This is a genomic window from Maribacter sp. 4U21, assembly GCF_002742365.1.
In the GTDB taxonomy this organism is placed as follows: Bacteria; Bacteroidota; Bacteroidia; order Flavobacteriales; family Flavobacteriaceae; genus Maribacter.
In genome coordinates, this window is record NZ_MDGN01000015.1 from 49,507 (window position 1) to 68,283 (window position 18,777).

At 40.3% G+C, this 18,777-nt stretch carries 20 protein-coding genes; 6 read left to right on the forward strand and 14 right to left on the reverse strand.

Going from position 1 to position 18,777, the window contains the following annotated elements; genetic code table 11:
- Positions 1–33 precede the first annotated feature (33 nt).
- Complete coding sequence (locus tag BFP77_RS02875; RefSeq protein WP_099572567.1) at positions 34–648, forward strand: DUF4230 domain-containing protein; 615 nt, start codon at positions 34–36, stop codon at positions 646–648.
- Between the two features lie 96 nt (positions 649–744).
- Here BFP77_RS02875 and BFP77_RS02880 read toward each other — a convergent pair whose 3' ends face one another.
- Both BFP77_RS02880 and BFP77_RS02885 read right to left on the reverse strand, forming a co-directional pair.
- Positions 745–2,493 (reverse strand): aromatic amino acid hydroxylase, encoded by a 1,749-nt coding sequence (locus BFP77_RS02880; protein WP_099572568.1) that lies wholly within the window; start codon positions 2,491–2,493, stop codon positions 745–747.
- On the reverse strand, positions 2,490–2,963 hold the full coding sequence (locus BFP77_RS02885; RefSeq protein WP_099572569.1) for a DUF3291 domain-containing protein: 474 nt from the start codon (positions 2,961–2,963) through the stop codon (positions 2,490–2,492). The genes BFP77_RS02880 and BFP77_RS02885 overlap by 4 nt, the downstream gene beginning before the upstream one ends.
- A gap of 145 nt (positions 2,964–3,108) precedes the next feature.
- Between BFP77_RS02885 and BFP77_RS02890 the strand changes: the two genes are divergently transcribed.
- Positions 3,109–3,576, forward strand: a complete 468-nt coding sequence (locus BFP77_RS02890) for an Lrp/AsnC family transcriptional regulator (RefSeq protein ID WP_099572570.1) — start codon at positions 3,109–3,111, stop codon at positions 3,574–3,576.
- Positions 3,577–3,637: 61 nt separating this feature from the next.
- Here BFP77_RS02890 and BFP77_RS02895 read toward each other — a convergent pair whose 3' ends face one another.
- Positions 3,638–4,231, reverse strand: a complete 594-nt coding sequence (locus BFP77_RS02895) for a DUF4136 domain-containing protein (RefSeq protein WP_099572571.1) — start codon at positions 4,229–4,231, stop codon at positions 3,638–3,640.
- Between the two features lie 75 nt (positions 4,232–4,306).
- Positions 4,307–4,465 (reverse strand): DUF5522 domain-containing protein, encoded by a 159-nt coding sequence (locus BFP77_RS16905; protein ID WP_180272293.1) that lies wholly within the window; start codon positions 4,463–4,465, stop codon positions 4,307–4,309.
- Positions 4,466–4,666: 201 nt separating this feature from the next.
- Here BFP77_RS16905 and BFP77_RS02900 point away from each other — a divergent pair, with 201 nt between their 5' ends.
- From BFP77_RS02900 to hemL, 4 genes are read left to right on the forward strand one after another with little or no spacing between them, the layout of a single operon-like run.
- Complete coding sequence (locus tag BFP77_RS02900) at positions 4,667–4,996, forward strand: hypothetical protein (protein ID WP_099572572.1); 330 nt, start codon at positions 4,667–4,669, stop codon at positions 4,994–4,996.
- 12 nt (positions 4,997–5,008) lie between these two features.
- Positions 5,009–5,914: a 1-aminocyclopropane-1-carboxylate deaminase/D-cysteine desulfhydrase gene (locus BFP77_RS02905; RefSeq protein ID WP_099572573.1), complete on the forward strand. Its 906-nt coding sequence runs from the start codon at positions 5,009–5,011 to the stop codon at positions 5,912–5,914.
- Complete coding sequence (locus tag BFP77_RS02910; protein WP_099572574.1) at positions 5,911–6,756, forward strand: glucosaminidase domain-containing protein; 846 nt, start codon at positions 5,911–5,913, stop codon at positions 6,754–6,756. Before BFP77_RS02905 ends, BFP77_RS02910 begins: the two co-directional genes overlap by 4 nt.
- 3 nt (positions 6,757–6,759) lie before the next feature.
- Positions 6,760–8,040 carry a glutamate-1-semialdehyde 2,1-aminomutase gene (gene hemL, locus BFP77_RS02915; RefSeq protein ID WP_099572575.1) on the forward strand — a complete coding sequence of 427 codons (1,281 nt, stop codon included), beginning with the start codon at positions 6,760–6,762 and terminating at the stop codon, positions 8,038–8,040.
- Positions 8,041–8,186: 146 nt separating this feature from the next.
- Here hemL and BFP77_RS02920 read toward each other — a convergent pair whose 3' ends face one another.
- The 10 genes from BFP77_RS02920 to BFP77_RS02960 all read right to left on the reverse strand — a co-directional run bounded on the left by BFP77_RS02920 (position 8,187) and on the right by BFP77_RS02960 (position 18,685).
- Positions 8,187–8,873, reverse strand: coding sequence for a hypothetical protein (locus tag BFP77_RS02920; RefSeq protein ID WP_099572576.1), 687 nt, complete (start codon positions 8,871–8,873; stop codon positions 8,187–8,189).
- A 58-nt stretch (positions 8,874–8,931) separates the two neighbouring features.
- Positions 8,932–10,107, reverse strand: coding sequence for a DmpA family aminopeptidase (locus tag BFP77_RS02925; RefSeq protein ID WP_099572577.1), 1,176 nt, complete (start codon positions 10,105–10,107; stop codon positions 8,932–8,934).
- 731 nt (positions 10,108–10,838) lie between these two features.
- Positions 10,839–11,642: a hypothetical protein gene (locus BFP77_RS02930; RefSeq protein WP_099572578.1), complete on the reverse strand. Its 804-nt coding sequence runs from the start codon at positions 11,640–11,642 to the stop codon at positions 10,839–10,841.
- 9 nt (positions 11,643–11,651) lie between these two features.
- On the reverse strand, positions 11,652–11,957 hold the full coding sequence (locus tag BFP77_RS02935) for a hypothetical protein (RefSeq protein ID WP_143751828.1): 306 nt from the start codon (positions 11,955–11,957) through the stop codon (positions 11,652–11,654).
- A gap of 304 nt (positions 11,958–12,261) precedes the next feature.
- Positions 12,262–12,639, reverse strand: coding sequence for a hypothetical protein (locus BFP77_RS02940; protein WP_099572580.1), 378 nt, complete (start codon positions 12,637–12,639; stop codon positions 12,262–12,264).
- Between the two features lie 153 nt (positions 12,640–12,792).
- Positions 12,793–13,260: a hypothetical protein gene (locus BFP77_RS02945; RefSeq protein WP_099572581.1), complete on the reverse strand. Its 468-nt coding sequence runs from the start codon at positions 13,258–13,260 to the stop codon at positions 12,793–12,795.
- 262 nt (positions 13,261–13,522) lie between these two features.
- A complete protein-coding gene (locus tag BFP77_RS02950) occupies positions 13,523–13,963 on the reverse strand; it encodes a hypothetical protein (RefSeq protein WP_143751830.1) in 441 nt (146 codons plus the stop codon).
- Between the two features lie 269 nt (positions 13,964–14,232).
- Positions 14,233–14,400 (reverse strand): hypothetical protein, encoded by a 168-nt coding sequence (locus tag BFP77_RS16910; protein WP_180272294.1) that lies wholly within the window; start codon positions 14,398–14,400, stop codon positions 14,233–14,235.
- Positions 14,401–14,581: 181 nt separating this feature from the next.
- Entirely contained in the window at positions 14,582–17,071 is a 2,490-nt protein-coding gene (locus BFP77_RS02955) for a zinc-dependent metalloprotease (RefSeq protein ID WP_099572600.1), read from the reverse strand.
- Positions 17,072–17,254: 183 nt separating this feature from the next.
- Positions 17,255–18,685 (reverse strand): SLC13 family permease, encoded by a 1,431-nt coding sequence (locus tag BFP77_RS02960; protein ID WP_099572583.1) that lies wholly within the window; start codon positions 18,683–18,685, stop codon positions 17,255–17,257.
- Positions 18,686–18,777 lie beyond the last annotated feature (92 nt).

The window sequence follows — 18,777 nt, forward strand, 5'->3', positions numbered from 1 at the left end:
TTATGGGCAAACTATTTGTTTAAAGCGAATTATATGAAAAGAATTTTAATAGGAGCAGTAGTTACACTGGCCATAGTTTTGGTATTTCGTTCCTGTGCCAAGGAAAAGGAATCTGAAGCAATCCTTAAGGAAAATTCCATGCTCATTCAAGAACAAATAGCTAACGTTTCCAAGCTTATTGTTACGGAAGGTCATTTTGCGGAAGTCTATAATTACAAGGATTCCAAAGAACTCTTTGGACCCTTCTTGACTGCGGATAAAAAAGCATTGGTGGTCGTTAACGCCGCGGTGACCATCGCCTATGATTTATCAAAAATTGAGTTTACGTTGGATGCGGATAAGCGCACGCTTAATATTGACCAAATTCCCGAACCTGAAATTAGCTTAAACCCGGATTTTGAGTATTATGATGTCACTGCGGACTATCTCAACCCCTTTGAAGCCGATGACTACAATACTATTAAGAATAACGTAAAAGCATCCTTGATGAAAAAAGTAGCGGCATCTACGTTGAGAACGAATGCCCGGAACAGGTTGTTGAGCGAGCTTCAACAATTTTATGTCTTGACCAATAGCTTGGGTTGGACTCTGACCTATCAGGATAAAGAAATTGAGAAAAACTTTAATCCAATCCTTTTAGAGGACTAAGCGCAATTATTTAGGAATTAGGTTCCAAAAATTATTTTTTATATAGCACCGTTCTATCCAAAACGGTCAAATAAAATATATAAAGAGCAGGGTGGTTTAAGTGGTTTTTACGGGTTCTACAAGATTTAAGCCATCATCGATGAGGTGTCCCAAGCTAGGGTTATCCTGTTTCACTTTTTCTAGGTGATGCTTTATCTCCGTGGCAAAACCGGTATCTCCGTTGGTAATCGCCAGTTCGTAAAGTTCTACAGATAATAGCCAGTCCTTAGGAAAGTTTTGTTGTACTTCTTTAAACACCTTATTTCTGGAAATAGTAGTGTTTTTACCTTCCCTAAAATCCCTGATTTGTTGGTAATATCCTTCCAATTCACTTTCATTGTCGCTCTTTTTATCTGAAAAGGTTTTACTGAGTTCGTGGTCCAGAAGGTCAAAACTCTTCAGGTCGGCAGGCCCGTTAAAGGCCGATACTATACGCTCCCCAATGGCCATGTTATATAGTTCTTCGTCAGATTTAAATAATACTTTGCCGTGGTGGCGCACGGTACAGTTTTCGAAAGTGATTAGAATTATTTGTCCCTGTAGGTTTCTAGTACCGGTAATAATCTTTCCGCTTACGTTGATACCGCCTACAAAATCTAGGGAAACGTGCTCGCCTTCATAGATTTTATAAGCCTTTAAATCCCTTGGACTCATTTCTTCTATAGGAATATTGATACCCTTTAACCTGCCTATGGGGGAACCAAAACCTGTCACGTGTTGATTGGTATCCTGGCCTACTAGTTCTTTTTCTCTGAAGGCCAAGGCCGATTTTCCTTTCGTCTGAAAATAGATGGGTGCTCCGTTATGGGCGATGACATTATCGAAATTTCCAGAAACCTGGAGCCCCGTACTCAGTTCGATAGTACCTAATTCTTTTGAGTCGATAAGTTTTTTAATTCCGCTAAGTCCCCCCGTGCGCAAGGCCATAGTATTCGCGAAATCTTCAAGCACCTGGCTTAGAAAAGCGAAATCCGGAGTTACGAATAGTTGAGGTTGCGGTTTGGTAATATCAAAAGGGGTATGGGCAGCTTCAATGGAATAGGGTATTTTTTTTACTTCATCCGTCATGCACCAAGCACTTTCCCCTATTGAGGATAAAAGTCCCGCCCCGTAAATTTTAGGATTTTCAACGGTACCTATCAAGCCGTATTCCACGGTCCACCAATGTAGGTTTCGTATGAGGGCCATTTCGCTGGGCACTCCCATATGCTCCTGTAATTCTTCGATATGTTTTTCGGCTTTTTGTATTTCTGACGGCGTTGTGCCCTGAGCTTCCTTTATAATGGATAAATGACGCACTGCTTCGTAGAGTTCAAAATCCTTTGCGCTAGAGACCGCTTTACAGCCAATTTCACCAAAACGTCTTAGATATTCAGCATACTCGGGATTGGCGATAATGGGAGCATGGCCGGCACCTTCATGAATAATATCGGGTGCGGGCGTGTATTCAATATGCGCCAACTGGCGAATATCCGATGCAATGACCAAAACGTTATAAGCTTGGAATTCCATAAATGCCGCTGGAGGAATAAATCCGTCCACGGCAACGGCCGCCCATCCTAAATCTTTTAGTATACGGTTCATGCCATACATATTTGGGATATGGTCAACGGCGATACCGGTTTTTCGCAAACCATCTAGATAAGAACCATGCGCTACCTGACTAAGGTAATCTACGTTCTTGCGCATAACATAACGCCATACCGCTTGGTTTATAGCAGTGTACTCCTCGTAATTTTGAGGCTTTATATACTGCTTCAGATGTTTGGGAAGCTTGTCTAGAATAGGATTGCTTTCGTAGGTCATCGGTAGTGGGTTTTAATAGGGTTTCCCTCCGCATCGTACAAGGAGCGCATTGAAAATACCTCGGGAGAATCTCCCTGTGATTGGTGAAGTTCTAATTTTTCTTTGGTAGCGGTTAACGTTGGTGTATCACCGGCTTTTATCCACCATAATATAAATTGTGATGGTTTGGAAAGGTCAAACCATTTCTTTTTATGCTTTAAAAAATAACTGTGCACAGAGCCGTAAACGAAGCCTTTAAAAGATTCCATATCTTCCCAGACACTTATGTTTATGGCCATCATTTCATCTTGAAAGGGTGACTCTAGATACGAGGCAGAGCGCCCTTCCTCGTCTTTTAAACGCCAAACAAAGCCTTTGCTTTCCTCCGCAAATTTATTCACCGGCTCCAAGAAGTCTACAAACTCCTTCATCGTTGGATGACTTAAAGGAGCTCTGAAACGAGCTATGTTGGCCTGCGCAAGATGATACATAAAAACAGTTTTCTAATAAAGATATTTATTTTGGTTATTATTGTATATAGATTATAATTTTTTAGGGATATTTCCTTTAATAGTAGTTATAAAAAGGAAATAGTATAGAATTTGAAGGTTTTTGAACGAATTAAAAGGAACTTGTATGTTAGAGAAATTGGATGCTATTGACCGTGGAATTTTAAAAATCCTGGAAAAGGATGCAAAGACGGTCGCAAAGTCCATAGCAGAGCAGTTGGGTCTCACCAAAACACCCGTTTATGAACGTATCAAAAGGTTAGAAAAGGAAGGTTATATTAAGAATTATGTAGCTGTTTTGGATACGGATAAAATTGAACAAAGTATAACCGTGTTCAGTTTTGTGTCCCTCGAAGCTCAAAAAGGCAGTTTAATGGACGATTTTCTGGAAAAAGTAAAGCAATTCAACGAAGTCTCCGAGTGTTATGTGGTAGGAGGGGAGTTCGATTTTTTGTTGAAGGTAACCGTAAAAAATTTGGATGCCTATTATGATTTTGCGAAATCAAAGATTGCAACCTTACCGAACATAGGTGCGGTAAAAAGTGCCTTTGTACTCAATGAGGCTAAAAATCAGCAATATTTTCCTTTGTTGTAGATATATAAAAAGCCTGCATAGTACAATGTACCGTGCAGGCTTTTTGAAAAGTATGTTTCTCTTATTTCGATACTAGTGCATCAGGTGGATATTGTTCCAAAATCTGTGCTACAAATTGTTGAATACGTTGTTCTTTCTTTTGAATGTTCTTGGTGTTGGCGAGTGTTCCTTCTCCCTTTCCTTGCCATACCAGTTCCTTACTCTTGGTATCGATAAGGTCTATGTAAAGCGATCCTTCGGTTGAAGTACTTACAAGGTTGCCACCTCCCCAGCCCCAGCCGAGTCCAGGTCCCCATCCGAGACCTCCCCAGCCCCAGCCCCATCCGCCGAAACCTCCCCAGCCTCCCCAGCCGAAGTTGTTATTGTAGACATCAACTCTTTCTTGTTCTTTGGTAAAAATACTCACGAGTATATCCGGATTTTCAGATTTTACGAATCCTCTAGAAGCCATTTCCGTTTCTATAGCTCTAAGAATCCTTTTTTTATCCAAGTCGGATATTTGTGCCTTATCTATACCCGTTTTATAAAAGGCATATGATTTATAGCCGTTAAAATCAGCTTTCTGGTCATAATCGGATAACACACGAACTGAAGAACAGGAGCTTAAGAATAGCAGGGCTAGGATTGGTAGCGCTAGTAATTTTAATTTATTCATAACAATATTTTTAAGTTTACGGACTTTTTCTTGTTTACTTAAGCTTCAAAAATCATGCCGAACATAGCTTGTTCGCTATTGGGTATTAGTTTTTGGGTCGTACCCGTAAGGACAATGCCTGCAGCCACTTTCACAACAGTAGCCTCTTTTTAAATGAAACTGCTTTGTAAAAACCCGGTAACCTTCATCGGACCAGTAAAAGTCCCCTTCTTCAATAGGAATTATTTTTTTCATTCGAGCCCTTGCATTGTAGTACAGGTAAAGTTAAAGAATTTCTGTTGATAACCATTTTTACAACCCTTGGAAAACACTAGTTTTATTATGGATATCAAACTATTTTACCCTTTACCGGTTTTGTTGGCAAGAAAACAATTAAGTTAACGTAGACTCCCTTGTAAGAATTATCTTTGTTTAGCATCAATTCTTAATGCAGTAATGATTTTAGTTTTTAAACATTTTTTTTATAAAAACTATGTGGGCCTTTCCCTCTGGCCATTTATATTCTTGAAAAGTAATTCCTTAAAAGAGGATGCTGTTCTTATAAATCATGAGAAAATACATTTAAGGCAACAGCAAGAATTACTGTTACTTCCTTTCTATATTTTATATATGACGGAATGGCTTTTACGTTCTTTACTGTACTTGGATACATATCGTGCCTATCAGAATATAAGTTTTGAAAGAGAGGCCTATGCGAATGAAAATCAATTGAACTATTTAACGCAACGCAAACCGTTTAGCTTTATTAAATATCTTTGTCGCTGAAAGTAAGTTCAATTGCAGTCCAAAAATAGTTACCTAGGCCTTCCAGTTTTAAAAGAAAAAGAAATTACACTGGCTCTGAAGCGAGAGGATTTGCTGCATCCATTGATTTCTGGAAATAAATACCGAAAATTAAAATATAATCTCCAAGAGGCTCAAAATCTACACCTACGGACTTTAATCACCTTTGGAGGGGCGTATTCTAATCATATTGTCGCTTTGTCCTATGCCGGAATGGAAAAGGGTCTGGCGACAGTAGGGATCATCCGAGGAGAGGAATTAATGGATAAATGGCAAGATAACCCAACATTGGCCATGGCGCACCAGAACGGTATGGTCTTTAAATTTATTTCTAGGGCAGCTTATAGGAACAAAACCGATTCGGACTTTCTCCTTACACTTGAAGAGGAGTATGGCCCTTTTTACCTAGTTCCCGAGGGAGGCACTAACTCTTTGGCGATAAAAGGCTGTGAGGAGATTTTGACCCAGGCCGACGAAGATTTTGATATGGTCTGTACTTGCGTGGGGACAGGTGGTACCATGGCCGGCCTGATAAATTCGTCACGACCGCATCAACAAGTTATTGGGTTTGCAGCGTTGAAAGGGGAATTCTTAGAAGGGGAGATTACCAAAATGACTACCGAAAAGCACTGGAAACTGATATCCGATTATCATTTTAACGGATACGGTAAGGTTACTGGCGAACTGGTACATTTTATCAATAAATTCAAACGAACAACAGGTATACCTTTAGACCCCGTCTATACGGGAAAAATGCTCTATGGGTTGTTGGATATGATTAAGAATGATAATTTTGCAAAAGGAACCAAGATATTGGCCATTCATACAGGAGGGCTTCAGGGTATTGCGGGAATGAACCTTAGGCTGAAAAAGAAAAAATTACCTTTGCTACATATATGAACAAGAATATAGTAACGCTTTTGATGCTGAGCATCCTTGTGGTGGGTTGTAAATCGAAGAAGGCCTACTCCGATAATCTACGTACGAAGAATGTACTTTCTGAACGTAAAAGAAAAAAAACGAAGACCCGGGCAACTTCTTCCAATACGGACACTTCCTTACCCAATGATTCCGGAAAGTTTACTGCCTTCAGCATAGCATCCATTCCGGAATATATTGATACCTTTTCAGAGATCGCACAGTTAGAAATGAAGGCCTACGGGATACCTGCAAGTATTACACTGGCACAGGGACTTTTGGAAAGTGGCTATGGTAAGGGTGAGTTGGCCATGAAGACCAATAATCATTTTGGCATTAAATGTCACAAGGGATGGCAAGGTGATTATGATTTTCATGATGATGATGAAAAAGGAGAATGTTTTAGAAAATACAATCACCCTATGTTCTCTTTTCGAGACCATAGTATTTTCCTGACGACCAGAAGTCGCTATGCTTTTTTGTTCAATTATCGAAATACGGACTATAAAAAATGGGCGTATGGACTTCGCAAAGCGGGATATGCGACGGATAAAAGGTATCCACAGAAATTAATTTATCTCATAGAAAAACATCAATTATACAAGTACGATACCGAAATTTCAAAAGCGGGGTACGGCAATAAAATAGTAGTCGCCACGGAAACCGATGCCGTACATGTTGTAAAAAAGGGAGACACCCTGTACGCACTTTCGCGTAAATACTACGTTTCTGTAGATCAGTTGATGCAGATGAACAATCTTAAAAACGCCAATCTTTCCGTTGGACAAAAACTTATGGTAAGAACTACCGATATTAACAATTAACAAATGATATATAAAAGAAGCAGTGCCCTTTTCGCGGAGGCAAAGCAGTATATTCCGGGAGGTGTAAATTCTCCTGTAAGAGCTTTCAAAGCGGTAGGAGGAGACCCCATTTTTGTGAAGGAGGCCAAGGGTGCTTATTTGTACGATGAGGATGGGAACAAGTTGATTGATTATATCGCTTCTTGGGGGCCGTTAATTTTGGGTCACGCCCATGCTCCGGTAATCGATGCCATTATAGAAAAAGCACAGAAAGGAACTTCTTTCGGAATGCCTACCGAAATTGAAACCGAGTTGGCCAAATTGGCCATTAGCATGGTGCCCAATATTGATAAAATTAGATTCGTAAATAGTGGTACGGAGGCCTGTATGAGTGCCGTACGTTTGGCCCGTGGCTATACCGGTAAGGATAAGATTATAAAATTTGCTGGTTGCTACCACGGACATTCGGATTCTTTTCTGATTCAGGCAGGTAGTGGTGCCGTTACATTTGGGAGTCCTAATAGTCCAGGGGTTACCCAAGGAACCGCAAAAGACACTTTGTTGGCTGATTATAATGACCTAGTGGGCGTTCAAAATCTCATCCAAGCCAATAAGGGAGCAATCGCAGCTATTATTATTGAACCCGTAGCAGGGAACATGGGTTGCATTGTTCCCACGGACGAGTTTATCAAAGGGCTTCGCACCTTATGTACACAAGAGGACATTTTACTCATTTTTGATGAGGTAATGACAGGCTTTCGTTTGGCAAGAGGTGGAGCACAGGAAGCTTTGGGAATTCAAGCGGATATCGTCACTTTTGGTAAAGTTATTGGAGGTGGTCTGCCCGTAGGTGCTTTCGCTGCCAAAGCGGAAATCATGAATCATTTAGCACCGGACGGACCTGTGTACCAGGCGGGTACGTTGAGCGGTAATCCTTTGGCCATGAGCGCTGGATTAGCGATGCTTACCGAACTGAACAACAAGCCTCAGATTTTTGAAAGCCTAGAGAAGAAAACCGCGTATTTACACAAGGGATTGGATGAGATTTTATCTAACAAGGAGGTAGCTTATCAAATCAACCGTTTTGGAAGTATGCTATCCGTGCATTTTACTGATGCGCCCGTAGTAGATTTTAAAACCTCGGCCAAGGGGAACAATGATAAATTCAAAAAATATTTCCATGGCATGTTGGCACAGGGCGTTTATTTACCGCCAAGTGCCTTTGAAAGCTACTTTTTAAATGATGCCTTAAGTTATGAGGATTTGGATAAAACCATCATGGCATTAGAAAAGATAGATTTTTGATATTTTGAAACTGGTCTCATAAATGGTAGAACCTACCTCTTTCTCCTATTAAAAGATGCCAAGTATAATTAATGTGCTCTAGGTTTAGTTTTTTCAAGATAGAGGATATGGTTTCTGCAGCAGGTTAAATGATTAAAAAAATGATTTTAGCGTAAGGATTTTATTTCTTTTCTTAGTTTGATAATATCAGAAACATGGGTCCAAATAACAATTGGAACAATTGTAGCTGGCAGGAGAATAAAAGGGAAATACATCACCCCTCGATTTGGTTGGTCAAATCCAAATTGTTGAAAGGGTAATTCTGCTGATAAAATTCCATTGAATAGTATAAAAAGTACCAGCAAAAGTCCTGTGAAATTCCACCCCAATAAAATAGGTTTGTTTACCTTCTTCTTAAGCAATAGCCATCCCATAATTGGAGCTGTAATCCCCATTAGGATATCATAGTTTCTTCCTTCGAACGTCATTAGTTCAGGAACCATCTTATGAGTAAAAAGCGCATAGAGGACTAGTTCTACAGGTAAGCGAACTACATGTGAAAAAGTACTGATTGTTGTATTTCCTTTCTCAAAAACCCATTTTTGCTGCTTAGGCAATAACCCGTAAAAAATAATAAGCGCAGCCGGTAGTAAGACCAATCCAAATCTCGGAGGTATGGAATCGGTCACTTTATAAAAACCGATATACGCTAGTATGGATTGTATTACGGACCAGATAATGATAGAAATGGTTAAATTTTTCGGTTTTCCGTTCGCGTAGTGAAAAAAAGCAATAGTTAGTAGAACGGTAGCGATGAAAAGTACTGAAATCCACTTGGGAAGTAAATCGATCATTCCTATAGTTTTTTAATTCATGTATTTCAAAATCATATCAGGAATCGGCTTGAAACTTTTACTTCTTCAACCGATTGTACTTCTTAAGTGTTTCCCTGAGGAGGTCGTGTGGCAGGGCATAGGCTGTATTACCATTAATTCCTTCCATTGTTTCCGCCGCTACCATTGCATTGATAATAGCCTCTTCTACGGCTTGCACGGTTGCTTCAAAAACGGGCATTAATTTGTCGTTGGGCATTGATTTTACGGTAGTGGTTTCGTTCCTATTAAAAGCATTTTCGTTGGCTGTAGAAAAAGCCAGGAAAATATCCCCTGACCCATTACTTCCCCTGCCGCCAACGATTCCTACCCCTAGAGGAATTCTTTGGGCAATTCTTTTTAGTTGGTGGGGTAGTAAAAGTGCATCGGTAGCCACGATAACGATGATAGAGCCGTCTCCTTCCTGTCTTCTAGATTTTGGTGGTCCGTTGAACTTGTAGTTCAAGGTGTCCTTTAATTCTACGCCAACGGGTACACCGGCTATGGACAGGTTCCACTTTGCCCCAAAATTTGATTGAACAAGTGCCCCAACAGTATAGGTCTCATCCTTTATTTTAAAAACGCGCGAAGAGGTTCCTGTTCCCCCTTTATAGCCTAAACACATCATTCCGGTGCCTCCTCCTATATTTCCTTCGGCAATCTTTCCGGATTTTGCGTCCTGTATCGCTTCCAATACATGTTTTTCCTTTACGTGAAAACCATAAATATCGTTTAGGAAACCGTCGTAGGTCTCGGCCACTACCGGATAGGTATACCACCAATCCTCGCCGCTATACCAATCTGTGTCTACATACCATTTTAAAACGGCATCGCGTACCACGCCAACACTGTTGGTATTGGTGATCATAATCGGGGTTTCCATAAAACCCGATTCGGTTACCCAGGTCGTACCCGTCATTTCTCCGTTACCGTTCAAGCTATACCAGTTGGCGTATACCGGGCTGAATTTTTTTGCTTTTCCTCTAGGAAAAATGGCCGTAACTCCGGTTCTAACAGGACCTTTCCCAACTATATTCTCTCCTTTGCCTGATATGATGGTACTGTAACCGACCTCTACTCCTTTGACATCGGTTATGGCATTGAATAAGCCCGTTTCGCCATCAAACGGCACGCCTAAGTCCCTTGCCCTAGGTTTTTGCCCTTTTATTTGTGAACCAATAAGTACTACTATTAAAATTACCAGTGTTCTTTTCATTTTTATAGAATGTATTAAGTGACGAGAACGGCACTATTGGATGCGGTTTTTTGGTATACGAATACCATAGCTCTGGTTTAAAGATAGCACATCGCGACCAAGGCCGATGCCTATGAATATGCGAATTATTTTAATCTTGGGTGATTGTTTTGAATCAGCCCAAGTGAGTACATGCGGATTACCGATAATAAGAAGTTTATAATATAACGCATTGCCTTGAAGCCTTCAAATGGCATATGCGCCGTATTTACGGAGTCACTTCTCTTCCACGCCGACAACGGGAACAAAAACAGCATTGCTTTTTTTGAGGGAGCCTTTCCAATGGAATATATACCCGTATATGTTACCGTTGGGTAAGGGTCAAGGTCGTGGGAACGAAAAAAAAGATGCCGGAAAACTTGATTTTCCGAAAAAAATCAACTTCCTTCAAACAAGTTTTTATACGAAACCTCGTATTTGATAGTGTAACTCTCATACGATTCATCGAAAAACTTGGCCCCCTGGAACACCAGGGTCCACCATCCTTTTTTACCTTCTCCTTAAAACCACCTTAGCAAAAGAACGATGACCTTTGTAAAGAGAAGTTATTGCACAGCAACGGTTTTGTGTATGGCTTGTTGCGGAAAATCAGCTATGATTTTCCGCCGTAACCGAAAGATAGCAAATTGCAAGGAATTCCGATTAGGAATTCAGCCGCAATGAGCTATACACGTTGTTACCTGTAGTACTTTTTATTCATAACTTTTTGGTTCTTCGCTTATACAATCAGAGAAATCACTTCCAAGTATTTTAAAATCATCTCTGATATTAAATCGTTTTCTTTCGGTTCTACCTGCAGTAGGAAAATAAATAAACCTAACTTCTTGTTCAGTTATATATCTTTTTGGTTTTTGAAACCAAAGATTTTGGTCCACTTCTCTTGACTTTTTAGACTCTATAAATTGAGTTAAGGTCTCACATTCTCTATTCATCCATTTGGATTTGTCAGAATACCTTACAGCATCTTTATAGCCATCTATGAAAACATTTCCTCCTTTCTCATATATAACCCTTTCTTCATTATTCTCATTAAGTGGATTTGCTTTTAAGTCGTCTGATAAAGCTCTTTGAATACTGTTTACAAATTTGTCCACATCATAAATAAAAAAGTAAGATTCGCATTTAAAATGTTCTTTTAACGTATTAATATATTCCAAATCATCAACGTGAGAACAGCAAAACAACCAAGCGTTGAATTCCAATAAATGGTCGTGTAATTGCAAGTAAAATTCCGCTTTAAATTCCCCTTTCTCATTCAGGGAAGATTTATCATAAGTTATATAAGAACCTTCTTCTTTACTTAATTGTTCAAGTTTTGGACAAGGTTTCTTTATTCGCAAGGTAAGTCCGCGTTGTCCTTCACTTTTATCACTTAATATTGAGTTTTCAATATTTCTGTAATGATGAAAGGTTCCTAATTTAATATTGTAATTTGTTAAATCAGAAAAGTCAGGATAAAATTCCTTTGGCGTAAATTTTATTAAATATTTAGGCATTTGCGCGTATTACAGGTAACGGTTGGAGTATTTGTTCAGTTCGGCGTTAGCCGTATTGTATGAATACTCCTGTTGTGTGCAGTAAATATAACGCATTGCCTTGAAGCCTTCAAATGGCATATGCGCCGTATTTACGGAGTCACTTCTCTTCCACGCCGACAACGGGAACAAAAACAGCATTGCTTTTTTTGAGGGAGCCTTTCCAATGGAATATATACCCGTATATGTTACCGTTGGGTAAGGGTCAAGGTCGCCGGGAACGAAAAAAAAGATGCCGGAAAACTTGATTTTCCGAAAAAAATCAACTTCCTTCAAACAAGTTTTTATACGAAACCTCGTATTTGATAGTGTAACTCTCATACGATTCATCGAAAAACTTGGCCCCCTGGAACACCAGGGTCCACCATCCTTTTTTACCTTCTCCTTAAAACCACCTTAGCAAAAGAACGATGACCTTTGTAAAGAGAAGTTATTGCACAGCAACGGTCTCGTATAACCGTCAGTTACGGGTTAATATGCGTTAATTTTCGGTTTAGCACAGACGTTAGCAATTCCGAGTGGATTCGGACGTAGTCGAATCCGCCGTAATTGCGGTTATACATTGTTGTGGTGCGTTTTTTTACCACGGTCTTTTTCCAATTCGGGATTCCATTGGGTCAGTTTTCAACTTTCCAGAATATGCATAAATTTCAAAATTCGTACTGTCCCAATTTATTAATCTCAAAGTTTTGTCAGTCAATTTTTTTATAGCCGTGTATGGTTCTTTTATTCCGTCGTATTCAATTCCGTTATGAGTGAGTTTGGTCAGTTTTTCAATCTGCCATTCTATTTTTCCGTTCGCATTTACTCCGAAAACATTTTCATTAGTAGTTGATTCGTAATAATCAGTTCGCACGACTAAAAATTCATCAAATTCAACAACCTCTTTTATTTCGTCGTCGAATTCGAGTGATTTTCCACCAATTTTAAGTTCTTTATTTTCAAATTTATACGTCATTTCTCAAATGCACCACAACGGTCTCGGCTATGATTTCGGCTTGGCAAATCCGGTAGGATTTTTCAAGAGAGAAATCGAGCTGTATTAAAGTTAGGAAATTTGTTCTTGGTTCTTAGGTAAAGCTGAATTATAGCCATTGTTGTAACACGTTTTTTATTCTAGCGCGAGGAAAGTCCACAACCTAGCTTTCACTATTTTATCTTCATATGTCGCGGATTTAAAAGGAAGTTCCTTGGTTGCATTTTCAACAAGTCCATTTATTTCGTCCGAGTTGGGATAAGATGTCACATTAATATCTTCAATTTCCGCTTCTTCATTTACGGTCAGATAGATATAAACTCGACCTTTGTAGTCCGATTCTAAGTTCAATTTTTTGTGTAGCATGTCGGACAAACTGTCTTCAATACAAATAATTTTCTTTTTTTGAGATTGCTTTTTGGGACAGTTATTTTCGAATGGTTGCTCTGATAAAATAGCATAATGATAAAGTCCCTTTTTTTCCTGTTTAAATGGTTTTATTTCACCGTCCGAGTCCAAAAAATGTCCTTTCGGAATTTGTCCATTTGAAAGAAAAGGCAGAGCCATTAAAAAAATCAGAAAATTTAGATTTCGAATATTCATTCAGATTTTTATTTAAATGTGTTACAACTCGTTTATAAGTCTGTATAAACGATTATTTCTTACAAGGTACAAAATATATCAAATAGCCCGTAAATAATAGTTTAATATAAAATAAACGTACATGTATTTTGTATAAGTTATTATGTATATTTAATGCACGATTTATATAAAATGAATGTATAGATTATACCAGATGACTGTATAGAAAATAAAAAACCCCTGCTAATGCAAAGGTTTTTTATCCATCACTAAACCAACCAAACTATCTTTCGCGTTTTCTGGCTTCTTTACGCTCGCCCTTTCGATGTTTTTCTTTCCTGCGCTGCATCTTTTCCCACTTACTATACTGCGCTTCCGTCAATAAGGCTTTTATCTCTCGTTTTTGGGCAATTTTGGCATCTAGCCGTTCCATTTGTATGGCGTATTTCTCCTCTGCCGTAGGCTTTTTTCTATTTTCCTTCCTAGCTTTTTGCGCTTCCATCTTAGCTTTCCGGGCCGCTACATGGGTCGTTATCAAGGGCTTCATCTTTTTTTGTTGTTCCTCGTTCAGGTCCAGGGACAATGTCATTTTTTTGGTCTGTAAGGTCGCTATTTGTTCCGTAGTTAAATCCTTTATGGAATTTTCACGTCCACGGATTTCATCTCTTTGGGCGGCTACCGTAATGCTTGCCATGACAAGCATTACACATACTATTTTTTTCATGTTATCTATTTTTATTGATTTCATGGGTATGACCACAACTTAGAACAAAGGTTTAATGGCGACACCTATTTTGGGTAATTATTAACTAGCACTATGTTGGTTCCATAAGGGGAAGAAAAAGGCCAACCAGTAGGAAGCGTTTTACACGGTACACTGCTGTGGTATTTCTTTACTGTACGAAGCGTTTTCTTGGAACACTAAAGGGTAGTACTAAAAAAGCACGGTATTTACCGTGCTTTTGATTTGAGGTTAGTATAAGTGGCTGTCTTTTATTCGCCTAAGTCCTGGGTAAGTGGGTTTATGGTGATATCCGCTTCGGTCGTCTTTGCGGTATCCACTACTTTTTTATCCATTTCCGTAGATGAATCTACATGATACAATACTGCCATTATCATAAAACAGCTAAGGTAAATAAGGCTTTTTAATTTGTTATTCATGATTTGGGGATTTTTGATTACACTTCAAAGGTAGCACACAGAGGAGCTCAAAAAAGCCCATTGTTGTGAAATGGGCTTTTCTTGATGGCAATATGCCGCTGTATGTGGTTTAGTAAATCGGGTCATCGAAGAAATTTACCTTTCATCGAAAGTAAATAAAATCCTACATAATTTTTAGCGCTTATTTTGGATCCAAAATCATGTTAATACGCTCTGCGGTATCCTGTAAATGATATTTGCTCATCTGGTCCGATGTTCTGGACGCAGCGTTTCTGATTTCCCTTTTTAAACTATTCAGTTCGGCTCTGGCCAAGGAACGAATATCCGATTGGCTCGTGTTTACCACGGTGGATTTCTGATACCCACCAAAGTCAGGTTTTTTCTTCTGGTTCTCCGCGGTCATCAAATAGGCAAGACGGTCTATATGTGCCTTTTGCAGGTTTCTACGGTAGGTGTCTATTTTTCTATCAGCGGGTAATTCTGACCAAATGCCTTTTCTTAGATCGCCCATCATTTGCAACAGAGAATAGGCATCGGAACCATTGGCGGTCTCATTTTCGATAAGCCGCGCCATTTTACCGAGACTCAACATATTGTTAAGGGTTCGCACCTGTATAGACCTGATACGTTCCACGAAACCTGAGTATTGGGTACGGCCAAAAATGTCTTGATCCAGCAACCAGTACGGAGTTTGGAAAAGTTCTTCTTGGATAAAGGCCATACAGTTGGCTTGGTGTGCTTTTGCCACGGGCGTATACACGGCCCCTTCCTGCTCATAGGTCTTGTGATGCTCATAGACGCCGCCCACATTGTTAGATACATGGCCCAAGTATCTATTGTACTGTGAAATTACCTGTCCGTAAAGGGTCTCCAGGTCGTCATAGTTCTTACCGTCCTCTTTGGTCCATTCCACCAATTTTGGAACAATACGTTTTAAATTGGCGATACCATAGCTACTTGCTTTAATAGCGTCATCCCCTAAATCCTCCGTTTGTGAACTTGGGTCAACGATGTCTCCTACTTGCTGATGGCCAAATCTGTATAAGGGGTCACCGGCGTGTTCTAATATCCAGCTATCCAAGGTCTTTTTCTCTTCTTCTGCCGTCTTGTCCAAAATAGGTTTGTAGCCCCATTGTATGGCATATTTGTCATAAACTCCAATATCTGGCATTAGGGCAACGCCCTCATCACCGGGTTGTGCAATATAATTGAAACGGGCGTAGTCCATTATGGACGGTGCGGTACCGTATTTTTTGGTGAAACTTGCAGACCGTAGGGAATCTACCGGGTAGGCCACACTACTTCCCATATTATGGGGTAGCCCTAGGGTATGACCCACCTCGTGCGAGGATACGAAGCGTATGAGCCTTCCCATGACCTTATCATCGAAGTCCACACCTCTGGCATCAGGATTTATAGCGGCGGTCTGTACAAAGAACCAGTTTCGCAACAAGGTCATGACATTATGGTACCAGTTGATATCAGATTCCAGAATTTCCCCGCTCCTTGGATCACTGACATGTGGACCATTGGCATTGGGTATGGGCGAGGCCAAATAACGCACCACGGAATACCTAACATCTTCAGGGGACCATTCCGGGTCTTCTTCCTTGGTCGGCGGGTCCTTCGCAATGATCGCATTTTTAAATCCGGCGGCCTCAAAGGCAACCTGCCAATCTTCAATACCTTGTTTTATGAAAGGTACCCACTGCTCCGGTGTAGCTCTATCCACATAGTAAACAATCTGTTTCTTAGGTTCTACCAGTTCCCCGCGCTTATACTTTTCTATATCCTCTTCCTTTACCTCTAAACGCCAACGGTCCAAAAAGGTTACGGTCTTGCTCTCTTGCGCATCTAGCCCGTAATCTACCTGTCCTCTGGCAAACCAGCCCACTCTGCGGTCAAAATACCGGCGTTTCATAGGTTCTTCGGGCAATAGGACCATGGAATTGTTTATTTCCAAGGAAATAGAGCCTAGACTGCCGTTGCTAGGCGGTGCACTGGCCAAATAGGTCTTTACGTGACGGGCTTCCACGTTTAAGGGATAACTCTTGATGCTTTCAATAAAACTGCGGCTATTGTCCAAGCGGGAAACTTTATATCTTTTCCTATAAAATTCTGGCATGCCAAAAGCCTTGGTGTCCTTGGTGAAAATATCATCTACCGCAATTACCGTAGCCGGATTCAAGGAATCTTTCTTAAAGGCTTTTATGTCAAAAGCGTACAGTACCGGTTCAAAATTAGAGTTTACGACGGCTTCGTGCACGGGTAGGGAATCTGCAGCGACCACATCGTGAGACACCACACGTACCAATACTTTCTTGTCTTTCTTTTCCCAGCGTAATACCTGCGTGTTTATCTTTCCCCCGCCAAATCCTATGCGGGACGCAGTTTTGGAAATACGACTCACCATCAGCATTTCTTTGTTGAACAGGGAATCCGGAATTTCGTAATAGTGTTTGTCCGCTACCACATGAACGTCAAAAAGACCTTTGTCCGTCTTGGCATCTTTAGTAATGACCTTATTATAAGGCTTTATCTTGTCCTTACTTGGCTTTTCATCGGATTTTTCGGTTTTACTTTTTTTCTTTTTGAAGATTTGCGCTTCTGTAGTTTGATAACTTAATATGAAGGCTAGCGTGAGTAATGCGAAGCGTAATTTTTTAGTCATTTCTAGTGTTGCTTTGAGCATTTTTCAAAGAACCGAAAAAATATTCGAAGGAATTGTTAATGAAATCATAAGTCGGATTTTGTAACAATTTCAACTTTTTGAAGTCTATTAAGAAAGAAGATATAGATTTATTTTCTGAATTAGTCAAGCTAGAAGCCCTTACTGCAGTAGGGGCTTTGTTTTTTAAAAAAGTAAGGGAAGTATAAATTGGAAAAGTCCTACCAATAGTACTACTGCGAGGATATTAAGTAGAACACCCGCTTTGGCCATTTCATGGACCTTAATATAGCCACTTGCAAATACAATGGCATTTGGTGGTGTGGCCATAGGTAGCATAAAGGCGCAACTACTTGCCATGGTAACGGGTATTAATAAATACACAATCGGAAGCCCTAAACCTAGGGCGATACCCGCAACTACGGGAGCCAATACGGCTACTAGGGCAACGTTGCTCATAAGTTCCGTCATAAAGAGCATTAAGAAAATAAGTAGGGTAGCGGTCAAGAGCACACTAATATCACTTTCTGCGATAAGACCGGCGACCAAATCTACGATACCGGTAACGGACATACCCTTGGCCAGGGCCAAACCACCCCCAAAAAGTACAAGGATGCCCCAAGCCAGTTGCTTCGTGTCTTTCCATTCTAGGATAAAACTTCCCTTTTTAAGATTAAAAGGAATTGCAAAGAGAGAAATAGCGGCAAAAATACTGATCATCGTATCCGATAGCCCCAGGTTTGGGTTAATGCTATTGATGACAGTTCTAAAAATCCACATGAATATGGTAATTCCGAAAATAATAAGCACCATTTTTTCTCTTTTGCTTGTCGGGCCCAATTTCCGGAGCTCTTGCGTAATAATTTCTTTGGAGGCATTGAACTTTAGGGTCCCGCTGGGAAACATCAATTTTACCAAGACCAAATAGCACATACTGATCATGATAATGGAAAAAGGTAGCCCTATGACCATCCATTTAAGAAAAGAAATCTCTATCTGGTATTCATTTTCCAAAAGCCCGATTAAAACGGAATTTGGGGGCGTACCAATGACCGTGGCAATACCACCAGCGTTAGCGGAGAACGCAATGCCTAGCATAACACTTAAGGCAAAATTACGGTCCCGTTTCGTAAAACCATCGGCATCGTTAATGAGCAGCTGTATTACCGACATGGCTATAGGGAGCATTACCACGGTGCTGGCCGTGTTGCTGATCCACATACTAAGTACGGCCGTAGCGATCATAAACCCTAGGACCACTTTATTCGGGGTAGTGCCCGTTATTTTTATAATGGATAGGGCAATACGTTTGTGCAGATTCACCTTTTCCAAGGCCAGTGCCATGACAAACCCTCCGAAAAACAGGAAGACGATGGGGCTGCCGTAATTGGCACCCGCTTCCCCCATAGGCATAATTTTAAGGATGGGGAACAGAAGTAAGGGCAGCAGGGCGGTAACCGATATGGAGACCGCCTCGGTGATCCACCAAATAATCATCCAAAGCGCCACGGCAATAACAGCATCCGCGTTTTCATTTATTAGTGCGCTAGGAAGATTAATAGCAATTAGAAAGAGTATAGGCCCTAAAAGGAGCCCTATTTTACTGCTTAAGGTCATAGTTGGTGTGCATTACGGCTTCTAAGCTATGTTTTTTATTTAGTAATTAAAAAAGCGTCGCCATTTTCTGAGAATTTGGATAGCTTAACAGC